This window comes from Virgisporangium ochraceum (assembly GCF_016863655.1).
GTDB classification, from domain to species: Bacteria; Actinomycetota; Actinomycetes; order Mycobacteriales; family Micromonosporaceae; genus Virgisporangium; species Virgisporangium ochraceum.
The window spans coordinates 44,783-61,298 of record NZ_BOPH01000016.1; the positions used below are offsets into that span (position 1 = coordinate 44,783).

At 73.0% G+C, this 16,516-nt stretch carries 13 protein-coding genes; 5 read left to right on the forward strand and 8 right to left on the reverse strand.

Annotation, left to right across the window (positions count from 1 at the left end; genetic code table 11):
* Window positions 1-240 carry a MoaD/ThiS family protein gene (locus Voc01_RS05410; RefSeq protein ID WP_203926146.1) on the forward strand — a complete coding sequence of 80 codons (240 nt, stop codon included), beginning with the start codon at window positions 1-3 and terminating at the stop codon, window positions 238-240.
* Window positions 241-246: 6 nt separating this feature from the next.
* Window positions 247-1,485: a metallophosphoesterase gene (locus Voc01_RS05415; RefSeq protein WP_203926147.1), complete on the forward strand. Its 1,239-nt coding sequence runs from the start codon at window positions 247-249 to the stop codon at window positions 1,483-1,485.
* On the opposite strand, the gene Voc01_RS05420 is transcribed toward Voc01_RS05415, so the two are convergent.
* Complete coding sequence (locus tag Voc01_RS05420; RefSeq protein ID WP_203926148.1) at window positions 1,472-2,188, reverse strand: DUF1775 domain-containing protein; 717 nt, start codon at window positions 2,186-2,188, stop codon at window positions 1,472-1,474. The two genes, Voc01_RS05415 and Voc01_RS05420, sit on opposite strands and share 14 nt — an antisense overlap.
* Window positions 2,189-2,259: 71 nt before the next feature.
* Here Voc01_RS05420 and Voc01_RS05425 point away from each other — a divergent pair, with 71 nt between their 5' ends.
* Window positions 2,260-5,427, forward strand: a complete 3,168-nt coding sequence (locus Voc01_RS05425) for a UvrD-helicase domain-containing protein (RefSeq protein ID WP_203926149.1) — start codon at window positions 2,260-2,262, stop codon at window positions 5,425-5,427.
* Complete coding sequence (locus Voc01_RS05430; protein ID WP_203926150.1) at window positions 5,427-6,554, forward strand: aminotransferase class V-fold PLP-dependent enzyme; 1,128 nt, start codon at window positions 5,427-5,429, stop codon at window positions 6,552-6,554. Before Voc01_RS05425 ends, Voc01_RS05430 begins: the two co-directional genes overlap by 1 nt.
* On the opposite strand, the gene Voc01_RS05435 is transcribed toward Voc01_RS05430, so the two are convergent.
* Window positions 6,483-7,127 carry a prepilin peptidase gene (locus Voc01_RS05435; protein ID WP_239159970.1) on the reverse strand — a complete coding sequence of 215 codons (645 nt, stop codon included), beginning with the start codon at window positions 7,125-7,127 and terminating at the stop codon, window positions 6,483-6,485. The two genes, Voc01_RS05430 and Voc01_RS05435, sit on opposite strands and share 72 nt — an antisense overlap.
* A gap of 164 nt (window positions 7,128-7,291) precedes the next feature.
* On the opposite strand from Voc01_RS05435, the gene Voc01_RS05440 reads away from it, so the two are divergent.
* Window positions 7,292-7,912 (forward strand): LppU/SCO3897 family protein, encoded by a 621-nt coding sequence (locus Voc01_RS05440; RefSeq protein ID WP_203926151.1) that lies wholly within the window; start codon window positions 7,292-7,294, stop codon window positions 7,910-7,912.
* Here Voc01_RS05440 and Voc01_RS05445 read toward each other — a convergent pair.
* The 6 genes from Voc01_RS05445 to Voc01_RS05470 all read right to left on the reverse strand — a co-directional run bounded on the left by Voc01_RS05445 (window position 7,909) and on the right by Voc01_RS05470 (window position 16,510).
* Window positions 7,909-9,108 carry an ATP-binding protein gene (locus Voc01_RS05445; RefSeq protein WP_203926152.1) on the reverse strand — a complete coding sequence of 400 codons (1,200 nt, stop codon included), beginning with the start codon at window positions 9,106-9,108 and terminating at the stop codon, window positions 7,909-7,911. The genes Voc01_RS05440 and Voc01_RS05445 overlap by 4 nt on opposite strands.
* Before the next feature lie 184 nt (window positions 9,109-9,292).
* Complete coding sequence (locus Voc01_RS05450) at window positions 9,293-10,471, reverse strand: VWA domain-containing protein (protein WP_203926153.1); 1,179 nt, start codon at window positions 10,469-10,471, stop codon at window positions 9,293-9,295.
* Complete coding sequence (locus Voc01_RS05455; RefSeq protein WP_203926154.1) at window positions 10,464-12,704, reverse strand: DUF5682 family protein; 2,241 nt, start codon at window positions 12,702-12,704, stop codon at window positions 10,464-10,466. The genes Voc01_RS05450 and Voc01_RS05455 overlap by 8 nt, the downstream gene beginning before the upstream one ends.
* A complete protein-coding gene (locus tag Voc01_RS05460; RefSeq protein WP_203926155.1) occupies window positions 12,697-13,755 on the reverse strand; it encodes an ATP-binding protein in 1,059 nt (352 codons plus the stop codon). The genes Voc01_RS05455 and Voc01_RS05460 overlap by 8 nt, the downstream gene beginning before the upstream one ends.
* Window positions 13,752-15,242, reverse strand: coding sequence for a DUF5691 domain-containing protein (locus Voc01_RS05465; RefSeq protein WP_203926156.1), 1,491 nt, complete (start codon window positions 15,240-15,242; stop codon window positions 13,752-13,754). The genes Voc01_RS05460 and Voc01_RS05465 overlap by 4 nt, the downstream gene beginning before the upstream one ends.
* Window positions 15,239-16,510 (reverse strand): SWIM zinc finger family protein, encoded by a 1,272-nt coding sequence (locus tag Voc01_RS05470; RefSeq protein ID WP_203926157.1) that lies wholly within the window; start codon window positions 16,508-16,510, stop codon window positions 15,239-15,241. Before Voc01_RS05470 ends, Voc01_RS05465 begins: the two co-directional genes overlap by 4 nt.
* Between the last annotated feature and the right edge of the window lie 6 nt (window positions 16,511-16,516).

Consider the following 16,516-nt stretch of genomic DNA (forward strand, 5'->3'; position numbering starts at 1 on the left):
GTGGTGCTCGTCAGGTACTTCGCCGCCGCGCGGGCCGCCGCGGGCGTGAGCGAGGAGAAGGTGTCGGCGGCCACGCTGGCCGACCTGCTCTCAGTCGTTTCTCAGGCCCACGGGCCGAAACTGGCATCGGTGCTGGAGCGTTGTTCGTTCCTGGTCGACGGTCTCGCGCGCCACGACCGAAACGCACCGCTCGCCGCCGACTCGGTGGTCGACGTCCTACCGCCGTTCGCCGGAGGCTGAACAACCTTGATCGCGGTGTTCCTGCTCGTCGTCTTCGGTGTGCTCTTCGGCATCCACTTCTACCTGTGGAAGCGGCTGGTCAAAGACACCACCCGGCCCGGCCGGGCCCGGCTGATCGGCACGTTGGCCCTGGTGGCGATGGTGCTGCTGGTGGTGGGTGGGCTCGTGTTCGGGCGCCTCATGCGTCCCGACGCGGCCCGCTGGGTCGCCTGGCCGGGGTACCTGTGGCTGGCGACGATGTTCTACCTGCTCGTGGTGCTGCTGGTGCTGGAGGTTCCGCGCCTGGTGCTGAACCTGGCCTGGGTCCGGCGCCGGCGCGAGACCGAGGTGGCTCCCGAGCCGGCGCTGGTGCCGGCGGCCGCGGAATCCGTGGATCCACCCGCGGACCCACCGTCCGCGCTGCCTTCACCCGCGCGGGCGCCCGATCCGTCGCGGCGGCTGCTGCTCGCCCGGACGATGGCGGTCGCCGCCGGGGTCACCTCGGTGGTCACGGTCGGGTACGGCGTCAGCCAGGCGATGGGCCCACCCCGGATCGACCGGGTGCGGGTGCCGCTGGCGAAACTGCCCCGCCAGCTCGACGGGCTGCGCATCGCGCTCGTCTCCGACATCCACCTCGGGCCGCTCCTCGGACGCTCGCACACCCGCCGGGTGGTCGACACGATCAACGGCGTCGGTGCCGACCTGGTGGCCGTCGTCGGCGACCTCGTCGACGGCACGGTCGCCGAGCTGGGGGAGGCCGCCGAGCCGCTGGCCGACCTGCGGGCCCGGTTCGGCAGCTTCTTCGTCACCGGGAACCACGAGTACTTCTCCGGGTACGCGGAGTGGATCGCCGAGGTCGACAGCCTCGGCCTGAAGGTGCTGGAGAACCAGCGGGTGGAGATCGAGGGCCTCGACCTGGCCGGCGTCAACGACGTCACCGGCGAGGACTACGAGCACGCGCCCGACTTCGGCAAGGCGCTGGGCGGCCGTGACCCGGCGCGGCCGGTGGTGCTGCTCGCGCACCAGCCGGTGCAGGCGACCGAGGCCGCGAAGCACGGCGTCGACCTGCAGCTCAGCGGACACACCCACGGCGGGCAGATCCAGCCGTTCGGCGCGCTGGTGCGGCTGGAGCAGCCGGTGGTCTCCGGTCTCGGCGAGGTCGACGGCACGAAGGTCTACGTCACCAACGGGGCCGGGTTCTGGGGCCCGCCCGTGCGGGTCGGCGCCCCGCCCCAGATCTCGGTGGTCGAGCTCAGGAGCTCGTGACCCGCTTCCGGCGGTTCACCACGTAGGCGCCACCGGCAACGAGCGCCAGAACGACCACGGCGAGCACGATCCAGGGGAGCGGGCTGCCGCCCCCGTCCTCCCCGGCCGCGTTCGACGGGTCGACCGGCGCCGAGGTCGTCGAGGCAGCCGGCGCGTCGGCGGCGCCGTGGTCGGTCGACGCCGGCTTCGGACCGGTCGAGGCGCCACCGCTGGGGAAGCCACCCGGGGGAGCGGCCAGCTCCACCACCGGCGCCGGGTACTCGGGTTGAGCGTTCGCCGCGCTGGGGATCTCGATCCACCGGTCGATGCGGCCGTCGGTGTAGGTCTGCAGCACCTTGAACACCAGCGTGGGCGTCATCGGCAACTGCTTGGCGCGCACCCGGTGCTGCACGTCGCGGCCGACCGCGACGGCCGGCCCCGACACCACGTAGCCGTCGGCGTCGGGCCGCATCGCCCAGCCGGCCGGGCCGTCGACGTAGGTGAGGTCGGCCGCGGTGAGACCCTGCGGCAGCACGATCTTCAACGACGTGATGCCGGCGGTCGTCGACTCGGCGGCGGCGTTGAACGAGATCGTGGCGTTCTGCGCCCCGGCGACGGCCGGTTCGACCGTCGCGCTGGTGTGTGCCTGTGCCGGGTCCGCCATGATCACGGCGGCGATCACGCCGACGAGAACCGCCAGAACGGCGCGCAGATATCGGGTCACAACATGAATGGTCGTACGGGTACCTCGAATGGTTCCCTCCGGGGTGTCACCCACACGGACACCACAGCGACATGACACACTGCGGCGTGCCAGCGAAGACCTTCGTCGCCGATCTGCACATCCACTCGAAGTACTCCCGCGCGTGCAGTCGCGACCTCGAACTGGACAACCTCACGTGGTGGGCCCGCCGCAAAGGCATCACGCTCCTCGGCACCGGCGACTTCACCCACCCGGCCTGGTTCGCCCACCTGCAGGACTCGCTGGAACCGGCCGAGCAGGGCCTCTACCGCCTCAAGGACGACAGGTACCGGCAGGTCGCGCAGCGCTTGCCCAGGAAGCTGACCAGCGCGGAGGACCCCGTGCGGTTCCAGCTGTCGGTCGAGATCTCCACGATCTACAAGCGCGCGGCGCCGAACGGCGACGACAGGACGCGCAAGGTGCACCACCTCGTCTACCTGCCCGACTTCGAGTCGGTGGAGCGGTTCAACACGGCCCTCGGGCGCATCGGGAACCTGGGCTCCGACGGGCGTCCCATTCTCGGTCTCGACTCCCGCGATCTGCTGGAGATCACCCTCGACGCCAGCCCCGACGGATATCTGGTGCCCGCGCACATCTGGACGCCGTGGTTCTCGGCCATGGGCTCGAAGTCGGGCTTCGACGCGATCGAGCACTGCTACGCCGACCTCGCCGACCACATCTTCGCCGTGGAGACCGGGCTGTCGAGCGACCCGGAGATGAACTGGCGGGTGTCGAGCCTCGACCGGTACCGCCTGGTGAGCAACTCCGACGCGCACTCGCCGCAGGCGCTGGCCCGCGAGGCCACGATCTTCGAGACCGAGCTGACCTACCACGCCGTGCGCGAGGCGATGCGCACCGGCGCCGGCCTGAAGGGGACCCTCGAGTTCTTCCCCGAGGAGGGCAAGTACCACGCCGACGGCCACCGCGCCTGCGGCGTGAACTGGCAGCCGGCACAGACCCGCGAAACGAACGGCATGTGTCCGGAGTGCGGCAAGCCGCTGACCGTCGGCGTGCTGCACCGCGTGGAGGAGCTGGCCGACCGCCCCGAGGGCTACGCGCCCGACGACGCGCCCGACGTCACCCACCTGCTCCAGCTCCACGAGGTGCTCGGCGAGGTCAACCGCGTCGGTGCGAAGTCGAAGACCGTCGAGACGCAGCTGCAGGCGCTGGTCAACGAGCTGGGGTCGGAGCTGTCGATCCTGCGTGACGTGCCGGTCGACGACATCGCGAAGGCCGGCGGCGAACTGCTCGGCGAGGCGATCACCCGGCTGCGCGCCCGCACCGTGCGGCGCATCCCGGGCTACGACGGGGAGTACGGCGTCATCCGGATCTTCGAGCCGTCGGAGCTGGAGACCGAGGCGACCCTGTTCGACGTCCCGGTGGTTCCGAAGCAGCGCAAGGAGGAGCCGCGGCGGGCGCGTCCGGTGAAGGTCGCGGAGAAGGCGCCGCCGCTGGCGGCGGTGGTCTCCCCGCACGAGCCGCTCGAACCGATGCTGGCCGGCATGGAGGAGGTCGGCACCGGGCTGCTCGACCGGCTCGACGCCATGCAGCGGGTGGCCGCGTCGGCGCCCGGCGGGCCGATCCTGATCGTGGCCGGCCCGGGCACCGGCAAGACCCGCACGCTGACCCACCGCATCGCGTACCTGTGCGCCGAACTGGGTGTCTACCCGGAGCAGTGCCTGGCGATCACGTTCACCCGGCGGGCGGCCGAGGAGCTGCGGCACCGGCTCGACGACCTGCTCGGTGAGGTGGCAGCCGACGTCACGGTGGCCACGTTCCACAGCCTCGGCCTGTCGATCGTGCGCGAGCACTCGCCGTCGTTCAACCTGTCGCCCGACTTCCGCATCGCGGAGGAGGCCGACCGCATCACCGCGCTCGTCGAGGCCGGTGCGGCGTCCGCCGAGCGCGAGGCCCGCCGGCAGCTCAACGCCGGCGTCGCACCGGAGTTCCGGGACGCGTACCGCAAGGCGCTGCGGTCGCGCGACCTGGTCGACCTGGACGAGCTGATCACGCTGCCGGTGGAGCTGCTGACCGACGCGCCCGACCTGGTCGAGGAGTACCGCGCGCAGTACCGGTGGATCTTCGTCGACGAGTACCAGGACGTCGACCCGGTGCAGTACGACCTGCTGCGGCTGCTCTGCCCGCCCGACGGCAACCTCACCGCGATCGGCGACCCCGACCAGGCCATCTACTCGTTCCGCGGCGCCGACGTCGGGTTCTTCCTGCGGTTCACGGCCGACTTCACCGACGCCCGCCAGGTGCGGCTGACCCGCAACTACCGCTCGGCGCCGCCGATCCTGGCCGCGGCGGTGCAGGCGATCGCGCCGTCGTCGCTGGTGCCGGGCCGGCGGTTGGACCCGGCCAAGCTCGACCCGGAGGCGCCGCAGGTCGGGCTGTACGCGGCGGCGTCGGCCGAGGACGAGGCGGTGTTCGTCTCGAAGACGATCGACGAGCTGGTGGGTGGCGTCACGCACCGCACGGTCGACTCGCGGGCGGTGGCTCCGGACGCCGTGTCGTTCGCCGACATCGCCGTGCTGTACCGCACCGACGCGCAGGCGTCGTTCGTGGTCGACGCGTTGAACCGGCACGGGGTTCCGGTGCAGAAGCGGTCGCACGACCGGCTGCTCGACCGGCCGGGCGTGGCGGCGATCGCGCGGGAGTTGCGCTTCGCGTCGGGACTGGGTGGGTCGCTGGCCGCGCGGGTCAAGCTGACCGCGCAGGTGCTGGCCGAGCGGCCGGCGCTCGACGTGGTGGTGTCGGCCGAGGACCTGTGGTCGGCGGTCGACCTGCTCGGTCCGCTCGCCCTGCGCTGCGGTGACGACCTCGGCGCGTTCCTGACCGCGCTGGAGACCGGCGCCGAGGTCGACGCCTGGGACCCGCGCGCCGACCGCGTGACGCTGCTGACCCTGCACGCGGCCAAGGGCCTGGAGTTCCCGATCGTGTTCCTGGTCGGGTGCGAAGACGGGCTGCTTCCGTTGCGGCGTCCCGGAAACCCGCTGTCGGCGGAGGAAGAGGCGGAGGAGCGGCGGCTGTTCTTCGTCGGGCTGACCCGCGCGCAGGACCGGTTGTACGTCTCGCACGCGCGGAAGCGGTTCCGGCACGGGTCGGAGCGGGAGATGGCGGTGACGCCGTTCCTGTCGGTGATCGACCCCGGCCTGTTCGAACGCAAGGGACCGGAAGCACCCCGGCGGCCGAAGGACCGACAGCTTAGATTGATCTAGTGGCCCTCTCTGATCTGTTCGGTGACTTCGGCGGACGCACCTGGCTCAACACGGCGCACCAGGGTGCGGTGCCGGTGCCCGCGGCCGCCGCGGTCGCGGAGGCGATCGGCTGGAAGGTCTCGCCCCATGAGCTGACGACCGAGCGGTTCGAGGAGGTGCCGCGGCGACTGCGTGACGCGCTGGGCCGGCTCGTCAACGCGCCCGCGGAGCAGGTCGTGCTCGCCAACAGCGCGTCGTACGGGCTGCACCTGGTCGCCAACGGCCTGCCGTGGTCGGCCGGCGACGAGGTCCTGGTGATCGCCAACGACTTCCCGTCGGACATCTTCCCCTGGCTGACCCTGGAGAAGCGGTTCGGCGTCGTGGTGCGCCGGATCCGTCCCGCACAGGCGGTGGTCGATCCACAGGAGCTGGCGGCCGCGATCACGCCACGGACGAAGCTGTTCTGCACCACGTGGGTCAACTCGTTCACCGGCGGCGCCGCCGACCTGACCGCGCTGGGCGAGGTCTGCCGGTCGAACGGTGTCGTCTTCGTCGTGAACGGCTCGCAGGCCGTGGGCGCCCGACCGTTCGACGCGGCGGTGACGCCGGTCGACGCGCTCGTCAGCGTCGGGTTCAAGTGGTTGTGCGGCCCGTACGGCACCGGGTTCGCGTGGCTCGCCCCGCACCTGCGCGAGCGGCTGGTGCCCACCAAGGCCTACTGGCTCGCCCACCTCAGCCAGCGCGACCTCGCGGGCGACGACCTCTCGCCCGAGCTCGTCGACGGAACGGCACACGACCTCGACATCTTCGGCACGGCCAACTTCACCACGTTCGTGCCGTGGACCGTGTCGGTGGAGCACGTGCTCGACCTCGGCGTCGACCGGATCCGGACCTACGACCGGACGCTGGTCGATCGGCTCACCGACGGGCTCGACCGGGCCGGTTTCCGGGTACTGAGCCCGCGCACCGACCCGTCGACGCTCGTCTACTTCACCCACGGGGACCCCGCCAGGAACCAGGACCTGCACCGGCGGCTGGCCGACGCCGGGGTCGACGTCGCGTTCCGGGCCGGCAAGCTACGCGCGTCTCCACACCTCTACAACGACCCCGCCGACGTCGACCGCCTGCTCGACGCCCTCGCCGGATAGCACCGCCACCACCAGCGCCCCGGCCAGCATGTGCGGGCCGAACGGCAGCGGCGTGTCACGCCGGGCCCGGCCGGTGGCCATCAGCACCGCCGCCACCACCCCACCCGACACGAATGCCAGCGCGGCACCCCAGGCCAGCGCCGCCCACCCCAGGAGACCGAGGGCGGTGCCGAGCAGTCCCGCCAGCTTGACGTCCCCGAACCCCAGACCGCTGCGCGGCAACACGGCGAGCAACGCGCACGCGGTCACCGACAGGGCGCCACCGGCGACGGCGGCCGGCTCCCCGCCGACCAGCGCGACCACGACGGCCGCGGCCACCGCCGGTAGCACCAGCGCATCGGGCAGCCGGTGCGCGCCGAGGTCGATCGCGGCCAACGGGACGCCCACCGCGAGCGTCACCGCCCACACCCACAGGTCTCCCGGGGCGAGCGCCCACCCGAGAACCGCGCCGGCAGCCGTACCCACGGAGATCCACGGGCGGGCCCGCGCCGCCACGCCGAACCGGGCCGCCACGGCGGGGGTGGCCGCTCCGGCGCCGGCACCGACGATCATCATGAGCAGTGTGGTGAGCACGGGCGGGGAGGCTACCGGCGCTGGCCATCGGGCGATAACGAATTCACACCGCTTCGAACCGCCGTACGGCCCCGAACAGGGGTTGGCGCGGTTTCGGGAGGCGGACCCACCGGGGGCGCACGTTACCGTGACCGGGACGCACATTTCGAACGGGGAGGCATCCCATGTCATCGTACGGACCGCAGGGCGGGCCGTACCCGGGCCAGCCGCAGGATCCATGGCAGGACGGGTCGGCCGGTGACCCGTACCGCACCGGTTACCCGGATCCGCTGACCGAGTCGAGCTTCGTGGCCGGGCAGTACGGCAACCGGCCCGACCACACGCCCAACTCGGTGTCGGGCGAGGTGTGGGGGCCGCCGCAGGCGCCGGCCCGGCAGGGCCGGTCGGGCGCCGCGATCGCGGTGATCGTCGTGGTGGTGCTGCTGGCCATCGGTGGCGCCACGACCGCCGCCGTGCTCTTCACCCGGGGCGACAACAAGGCCGGGCCGGGTCCCGACGGGTCCGCCCCGCCGTCGTCGTCGGCGAAGTCGGCCGCGCCGTCGTCGTCGGCCAACGCCGACGCGAAGGTGGCGGCGGTGGGCGACTGCCTGGTGAACAAGGGGAGTGCCAAGGAACCCGACATGCAGAAGGTCACCTGCGCGGCGAACACCTACCAGGTGCTCAAGCGCATCGACGGCACGTCGGACTACAAGAAGTGCGAGGGCACCCCGAACCTCACCGACTGGTACTTCTTCGACCACGCCCAGGACGCCCAGGACTTCGTCCTCTGCCTCCGCAAGCGTTAGCTTGGCTGGCTCCGTAGATATCGGCCGAAATGGGGGACGGTGAACGCCACCGTCCCCCGCTCGCCGGAGTAGATCAGCCCCTTCTTGATGAGCGCGTCGCGCGCCGGCGACAGGCTGGCCGGGCGGCGGCCCAGATCCTTCGCGATCTCCGCGGTGGGCACCGCACCCTGCATGTCGTCAGACGGGGCCAGCAGGGCCATGCTGCGCAGGTACTCCCGCTCGGCCGGGGTGGCCCGCTCGTACCGGGAGCCGAAGAACCCCACCCCCAGCTCGGCCTCCGCCTCGGGTGCGGCGACCCGCACGTCGTCGGCCGTGATCGGTGACCGGGGTGCGTGGTCCCAGGTGGCCTTGCCGTAGGCCTGCACGAAGTACGGGTAGCCGCCCGACGCGTCGTACATCGCGTCGAGCGCCTTGGCCTCGTACTCGACCCCTTCCCGTTCGGCGGGTGCCGTCAGTGCCTGGTCGGCGGCGCGCCGTTCGAGCCGGTCGATGCGCTGGTACCGGAACAGCCGCTCGGAGTACGACTTCGACGCCGACAGCACCGCCGGCAGGTGGGGCAGCCCGGCACCGACCACGATCAGCGGCGCGCCGAGCTGCGACAGCTCGTGGCAGGCCGCGCAGAGCGCGGAGATGTCGTCGGTCTGCACGTCCTGCATCTCGTCGATGAACAGGGCGATGCCGGTGCTGACGTCGGTGGCGATGCCCGCCGCGTCGGTGAACAGCTCGGTGAGGTCGATCTCGATGTCGCCGGAGTCGGCCCGCCCGGTGGCGGCGGGCACGTCGATGCCCGGCTGCCACCGGTCGCGCAGCTTCGCGTTGGTCGGCGCGCCGCGCAGCGCGAAGGCCTTGAGGACGCCGAGGAACTCGTCGATGCGGTCGGGCGCCCGGTGCCGCGGGGCGAGCTCGCGCACGGCCATGTGCAGCGCCGCGCTGACCGGCCGCCGCAGCGACTGGTCGGGCCGGGCCTCGATCTTGCCGGTGCCCCACAGCCGCGAGATTGCCTGCGAGCGGAGGGAGTTGAGCAGCACGGTCTTGCCGACCCCGCGCAGGCCGGTGAGCACGAGCGACCGCTCGGGTCGGCCCCGGGCCACCCGCTCGAGCACCACCTCGAAGGCCTGGAGCTCGCGGTCGCGGCCGGCCAGCTCGGGTGGCCGCTGCCCGGCACCGGGCGCATAGGGATTGCGAACCGGATCCACGCGAGGACTTTATCTGCCTGTCTAGGCAGAACCCTAGATACGGCTATACGCGCCTATCGGCGTGTCGCCAACCATCCTGACGACGCGCCGAATTGCCTGGAATGCCCTGTATCTCGTCGCACACCCGAGTGCAGAGTCTAGCGATTTTCGAACACGTGTCCAGCGGCTCGCGGTAGAGATTTCGTCACGCGCGTTCGGCGGCGAGGCGTTCGATGAGGCCGCGCACGTCGCGGCGTTCGATGGCCGCGGCCATGATCTCCGGGAACGCGTCGGGCGTGCACGCGAACGCCGGTACGCCGAGGTTCGCCAGCGCCGCGGCGTGCTCGCGGTCGTAGTCCGGCGCGCCGTCGTCGTTCAGCGACAGGAGCACGATCACCTGCACGCCACCGCCGACCAGGGAGGCCACGCGGCGCAGCATCTGCTCGGCGGAGCCGCCCTCGTAGAGGTCGCTGATCAGCACCAGGATCGTGTCGCGGGGGGTGGTGATCAGGCTCTGGCAGTAGGCGAGGGCCCGGTTGATGTCGGTGCCGCCGCCCAGCTGGGTGCCGAACAGCACGTCGACCGGGTCGGCAAGCTTCTCGGTCAGGTCGACCACGGCCGTATCGAAGACGACCAGCGAGGTGCGCAACGACCGCAGCGACGCCAGCACCGACGCGAAGATCCCCGCGTACACGACCGAGGTGGCCATCGACCCGGACTGGTCGACGCACAGCAGCACCTCGCGGTGCACCGCGTTCGACCGGCGGCCGTAGCCGACCAGCCGCTCCGGCACCACCGTCCGCAGGTGCGGCTGGTAGTGCTTGAGGTTCAGCCGGATGGTGCGGTCCCAGTCGATGTCGCGGTGCTGGGGGCGGCTGATCCGTACGGCGCGGTTGAGTGCGCCGGTCACCGCGGCCCGGGTGCGTTGGGTGACGCGCTGCTGCAGGTCCTCGACGACCTTGCGCACGACGGCGCGGGCCGTGCGCCGGCTGGCCTCCGGCATCACCCGGCCCAGCGCGAGCAGCGTGCCGACCAGGTGCACGTCGGGCTCGACCGCGTCGAGCATCTCGGGCTCCAACAGGAGCCGCTGCAACCCGAGCCGCTCGATCGCGTCGGACTGCATGACCTGCACGACCGTCGACGGGAAGTACCTACGGATGTCGCCGAGCCAGCGCGCCACCCGCGGCGCCGACGCACCGAGGTCACCGCCGCGGCCACCGCCCTCGCCGGAGCCGGACGCGTCGGAGGAGCCACCGCCGTACAGCGCGGCCAGCGCCTGGTCCATGCCGGCGTCGGCGGGGGAGAGCTGCTCCTCGGTGCCGTCGGCGTCGCCGCCGCCGAGCACCAGGCGCCACCGCCGCATGCGGTCGTCGTCGTCACTCATCAGAGGGGACCCCCAGCAGCGCGCGAACCGTCGGCAGCACCACGTCGCCGCGAACGTGCGGACCGGCTTCGACCGGTGCGGGCCCGCCCCGGCCGAGCTGGCGCACCCGCTCGCCGATCGCCCGGCGCTGCGGCGCCGGGAACGCCCCGAACGTCCGCCGCAGCAACGGGAGCACCGTCGTGAAGTCGTCGATCCCGGCGAGCCACTGGTCGACCAGCCGCAGCAACGGCTCGTCGTGCACGAGCACCAGCCCGCCACCGGCGACGAAGCCCTCGATCCAGCCCGCGCCGCGGGCCGGCGGCACGCCGACCGTGAGCACCACGGCGAGCTGGCGGGCCGCCTCCTCGCGGTCGATGCGGCCGGCGTCGCCGAGCAGCCGCGCGATCCGGCCGGCCAGCAGCCCGGGCAGGTCGTCGCGGTCGGCCACGCGGGCCAGCGCGTCGTACCACTCGTCGGGCGAGGCTTCGAGCAGCGGGATCGCCGCGTGCACGGCGTCGAGGCGGGCCCGCATCGCGCGGGTGGCGTCGTCGTCGAGGTTGGTCAGCGCCTTGGGCAGGCCGACCCGGATCCTCGTCAGCATCGTGGTGGTGACCACGCGCAGCGACCCGACGTCGGTGCCGCGCACGTCGCCGTAGCGCAGGGTGCGGGCGAGCGCCGGCAGCGCGTCCATGAGGTGGGCGACGTCGGTGTCGAGCGCCATCCGCTCGTCCAGAGCTCCGAGCACCGTCGGCAGGGCCGCCGGCAGGTCCGCCAGCAGGCACCGCTCGACCAGCGCGGTTACGTCGCCCAGGGTCTTCGCCTGCCCGGCCCGTTCGACCACGACGGCGGTTGCGGCGGCGGAGACGGTGGCGCCGTAGCCGCTCGCGGCGATGACGTCGACCGCGAACTCCGGCTCCCATTCCAGCCGCCACGACTCCCAGAACGTGCCCTTGCCGCCGCGGTCCTGCATCGGCTCGCCCCACGGCACGTCGAGCAGGCGGAGCCGGTGCAGCAGTCGGCTGCGGTCGCTGTCGATCTGGCGGCGCAGGTCGAGCCGCAGGTCGCGGGCCAGCGCCGACGGCGGCAGCCGCAGCGACCGCTGCGTCGACGCGAGGTCCTGTGCGAGCGGCACCCCCGGCATGTCGGCCGGGATCTCGCCGAGCCGCTCGCCGACCACGAGCTTGCGGTTGACCAGTTGCACGCGCAGTTCGTCGCCGTCGCACAGCACGGCCCGGGTCGCCTCGGTGACCTCGGCGAGCCCGGCGAGCGGGCGTCCGCGCAGAGTCGCGAGCGTCTCGGCTAGCCGCACCGCCTCGATGATGTGCGCGCTGGAGATCGGCAGCCCTTCCGTGCGCAGCACGCCGGCCACGGCGGTGAGCCACCGCTCGATGACGCGGTCGGGCGCGGTGAACAGGTGGTGGTACCAGCCGGGGGAGGAGACGCCGGCGCCGTAGCCCTGCCACGAGGCGAGCCGCCCGTGCGTCCACGGCACCCAGGTCATGCCGATGCGCGTCTTCTGCAGGCCTTTCAGCACCCGGGCGTCGGCGGCGGCGGTCGGCAGGGGGTCGGTGAGCGCGGGCACGTGCCAGGCACCGCACACCACGGCGATCCGTTCGTGGGTCTTGCGCGCGGTCCGGAGCACCTGCCGCATGTGCGCTTCCCGCCGGTCCTCGTACAGCTTCTCGCGGGCCGGCGGCGCGGGCGCGGCCTGGCGCACGACGCCCATCGCGGTGGCGATCGCCTCGAACGGCGCCATCGGGTCGTGCGTGTGGTCGGCGATCTGGTGCTCGACCACGTCCTCCCACCAGCGTTCGGGGTCGTCGTAGCCGGCGGCCGTCGCCAGGGCGCCGATGGGGTCGCGCCGGGCGAGGGCGTCATCGGCGGGCTCGCTCTCCGCGTCCGGTTGCTCTTCTTCAGGACCTTGATGTGACGCGAACCGCACTCCCGCGGGTAGGTCGCAGAACTGAACGGGCACCTTCGCGTCGAGTGCCCACCGGATGGCCTGCCACTCCGGTGAGAAGTCGCCGAACGGCCAGAACGCGGCCCGCGTCGACGGGTCGCCGTGCTGCGGGTAGGCGAGCAGCGCGACCGGCGGCTTGAGCTCCTCGTGTGCCGCCCAGCCGACGAGTTTGTCGGCTTCGGGCGGCCCTTCGATCAGCACGATGTCCGGTTCGACCGCCGCCAGCGCGCGCCGTACCGCACGGGCCGATCCCGGCCCGTGGTGTCGCACCCCCAGGAGGAAGGTGTCAGGCACGCGCGGCCCGGTAGAAGTCGCGCCAGCCGTCGCGTTCGCGCACGACCGTCTCCAGGTACTCCTGCCACACGACGGCGTCGGACACCGGGTCCTTTACGACCGCACCGACGATTCCGGCCGCGACGTCGGAGGCCCGCAGCACGCCGTCGCCGAAGTGTGACGCCAACGCGATGCCGTTGACCAGCACCGAGATCGCCTCGGCGGTCGACATCGTGCCGCTGGGCGACTTGAGCTTGGTGCGCCCGTCTTCGGTGCTGCCCGCCCGCAGTTCCCGGAAGACCGTGACCACGCGCCGGATCTCCTCGTACGCCGGCGGCAGGTCGGGCAGTTCGAGCGACCGGCCGAGCGCGGCCACCCGCCGCGAGACGATGTCGACCTCCTGCTCCGCGTCGGCCGGCACCGGCAGCACCACCGTGTTGAACCGGCGCCGCAGCGCGGAGGACAGGTCGTTGACGCCGCGGTCGCGGTCGTTCGCGGTCGCGATGACGTTGAAGCCCTTGCGGGCGGCGACCTCGGTGCCCAGTTCCGGGATCGGCAGCACCTTCTCGGACAGCACGGTGATCAGCGAGTCCTGTACGTCGGACGGGATGCGGGTGAGCTCCTCGATCCGGGCGATCGCGCCGCCGGCCATCGCCTTGAGCACGGGGCTCTCGACCAGTGCCGCACGGCTGGGCCCTTCGGCGAGCAGCCGCGCGTAGTTCCACCCGTACCGGATCGCCTCCTCGGGTGTGCCGGCCGTGCCCTGCACCATGAGCGACGAGTCGCCGCTGATCGCCGCGGTGAGGTGCTCCGAGACCCAGGTCTTCGCGGTGCCGGGTACGCCGAGCAGCAGCAGCGCCCGGTCGGTGGCGAGGGTGGCGACGGCCACCTCCATGAGCCGGCGCGGTCCGATGTACTTGGGCGAGATCCCGTCGCCGCCCATCAGGTAGGTGACCACCGCCTGCGGCGAGAGCTTCCAGCCCGGCGGCTTCGACCGGTCGTCGCCCTTGGCGAGCAGTTCCAGTTCGGCCGCGAACTCGTCTTCGGCGTGCCGCCGCACAATGTCTGTCACTGGTTGAGCTCCTCATGCATCTCGTGGCGGAAGCGCAGCACGTCCAGTAGTTGGTCGATGGTGCCCAGGCGCGGGTCGGTGGGGCGGTCGTCGGCGAATGCGGCCCGCAGCAGCTCGACCGCGACCGCGGTAGGAGTGGCTCCGATGGTCAGCGGCATCCGGGTGCCGGCGAGCGTCACGAGGCCGGCGAGCCGCCAGGTCGACGCGCCGCCGCGTACCAGTATCGCGATGGCTCCGAGGGCGGCGTCGGCGAGCTGTGGCGGCCAGGGCCGCGGGCACAGTTCGAGCAGCCGCTCGACGCCGGCGGCGGTGGCCCGGCCGGGGTCGTTGCGCAGCACCTGTGCGGCACGCTCGGCGCGCTGTTCGGGTGGCAGCGCCTCGTAGAGCGCTTCGAGCAGCAGCCGGTCGTCGGGTCGCTGGGCGGCGGTCGCCTCCGGCCAGAGCCGGTCGACCAGCGCGGCCGCCCATTCGCCGGAGCCCTGCGCGGCCGCCGCCCGGCCCAGTCCGCGCCGCACGACGCCGGCCCACTCCTCGGGGATCTGCCGGCGGAGAAGCTCGTCGGGGGAGCCCCAGACCGCGAGCGGCGTTCGCGCCAGCACCTCCTCGAGCCACCAGGCGCGCTGTCCGGTGCCGGCCGGTGCCTTGGCCGCCACCCCGTCGCGCTGCATCGACGCGTCGCACCGGTTCGGCGGACGCACGTCGATGCGGTTGGTGGCCACGCGCAGGCACGCCCGGCCCCGCTCGGCCATCCGCGCGCCGTACCGGGTGTCGGGCAGCCGGGCCAGCAGGTCGAGCGCCATGCCGCGCACCTCGCGGCGGCGGTCGTCGAGCGCCGGTTCGAGCAGTTCCTCGTCTGCGGTCGACAGCCCGACGTCGAGGGTGTTGAGGAGCGTGGCGCGGTCGTCGGCGTTCTCCTGGTCCCAGGTCGACATCAGCAACGCGCGGCCCGCCGCCGGGTCGCGGCGCCGCAGCGCGGTGAGGTGTCCGATGCGCCGGCCGATCGGCGCGAGGTCCCACGGCTCGATGAGTTCGCGTTCGTCGGCCTCGCCGAGCAGGTAGCGCCAGTCGGCCCGCTGGGCGGCGAGCCACCGGCCGCGTTCGCCACCGGCGGCGAGCAGGGCCGGGCGCAGCCGCCGGTGCCGCCGGCCGAGGTCGAGCAGCGCGGGCAGCAGTTCACCGGCGGCGAGCTTGCCGCGCTCGAGCCACTCGTCGACGAGTTCGAGCCGGGTCTCGGCGCCGCGCCCGTCGATGCTGGTGAACGGGTCGAGGAGGCCCGCGAGGCGGGTGGTCGCGGTCTGCGACGCCGGTCGCGCTTCGTCGTCGGGTGCGGCTTCGGGCAACGGGACCGCGTGAGCGGCGTCGACGCCGGCCCGCCTGCGGAGGCCGAGTTCGGCGGCGGTGTCGAGGAGCGCGGTGGCGCCACCGTCGACGGGTCGCCGGTCGGTTCCCACCAGGGCGGTCGCCACGACCTCGGACCACGTGTTCACAGGTCCACCAACCGTCCGTCGACCCAGGCGGAGACCGGCCGCAGCCCGGCCGGCCCGTACTCGCCCATGACCCGGCACGGCCGGCCGCCCGCGGCACCGATGAGCTGCCAGTGCTCGCCACGCAGGGGGAGTGCGGTGCCGTCGGCCTCGACGAGGTGGGTCAGGGTCGGGTGCACGTCGCGGATCAGCACCGGCCAGCGGTCGATCCACGGGTCGCCGGCCAGCGCGGTGGCCCAGGAGTCGAGCGCCTCGGCGATGGTGTCGGCCGGCGGTTCGTGGTCGGTGAGCCCGGCGCGGCCGGCCACCAGCGCCCGCAGCTGGGTGGCGCCGGGGTAGAAGCACAGGTCGGCCTCGACCGTGGTGCCGGGCGTGAAGTCGGTCGACAGCGACTGGCCCGGACCGGCGAACGACAGCACCATCGCCATCCGGCCGGTGCCGCACCCGCGCAGCCAGACGCGCCGGCTGCTCAGCTGGTCGTCGATCTCGTCGCGGACGCCGAGCACGGCCCACTGGTCGGCGACCGGCGGGGAGGCCAGCACCTCCTCCCGGCTCACCGGAATGCCGACCCGGCTGGCCACGGTGGCGGCGAGCGGCGCGGGCAGCTCGTCGATGCGGGCGTACCCGGACGCCAGGAGCCGCAGCAGGCCGAGCTCGGTGACCAGGCGCTCGGGGTCACCGCTCACGGCCGCGGTCGCCAACCGACGCACCAGCCCGGCCGCGCCGCGGGCCTGCGCGTCGACCAGCCGGGCGGCGAGCGTGTCGAACGGCTCGTAGCCGACGGTGGTGAGCCCGGCGACGCCGGTGGCGACCTGGTCGGCCAGCCACCGGTCGAGCTCGGCCATGCCAGCCGCGACCCGCTCACCCCGGCGCGCGACGGTTTTCGGGTTCACCTCGCGCGGCTTCGCCGCACCCGCTTCGCGCCGGGCGTGCCGGGCGGCCTGGCGCAGCGACCAGTCGTGCACCCAGGCCGGCTCGTCGGCACCCGCGACCTTGCCGGCCGCCCACCGCAGCAGCAGCGCCAGGACGTGCTTGCACGGCACCTTGCGGCTGGGGCAGGAGCAGTGGAACTCGGGCTTCGCGGTGAGGTCGGCGATGGCCTGGTACTCGGCGGTGCCGCGGATCCGACCCCACACCACCGCCTGGTTGCGGCCGGAGTCGGACCACCGGGAGTCGCCGACCAGCAGCTGCGCGGCGCGTTGAGAGGGGACATCGGTGGCGAGCGCGAGGACCTGCTCGGCGCTCCAGAGGGCCACCTCGGTCTCGGTCATCACACC

Excerpts from the sequence above, each read along its gene's own strand:
- Voc01_RS05450 (WP_203926153.1), bottom strand. The coding sequence starts at position 10,471 with ATGAGTGACGACGACGACCGCATGCGGCGGTGGCGCCTGGTGCTCGGC.
- Voc01_RS05425 (WP_203926149.1), top strand. The coding sequence starts at position 2,260 with ATGACACACTGCGGCGTGCCAGCGAAGACCTTCGTCGCCGATCTGCAC.
- Voc01_RS05470 (WP_203926157.1), bottom strand. The coding sequence starts at position 16,510 with ATGACCGAGACCGAGGTGGCCCTCTGGAGCGCCGAGCAGGTCCTCGCG.
- Voc01_RS05440 (WP_203926151.1), top strand. The coding sequence starts at position 7,292 with ATGTCATCGTACGGACCGCAGGGCGGGCCGTACCCGGGCCAGCCGCAG.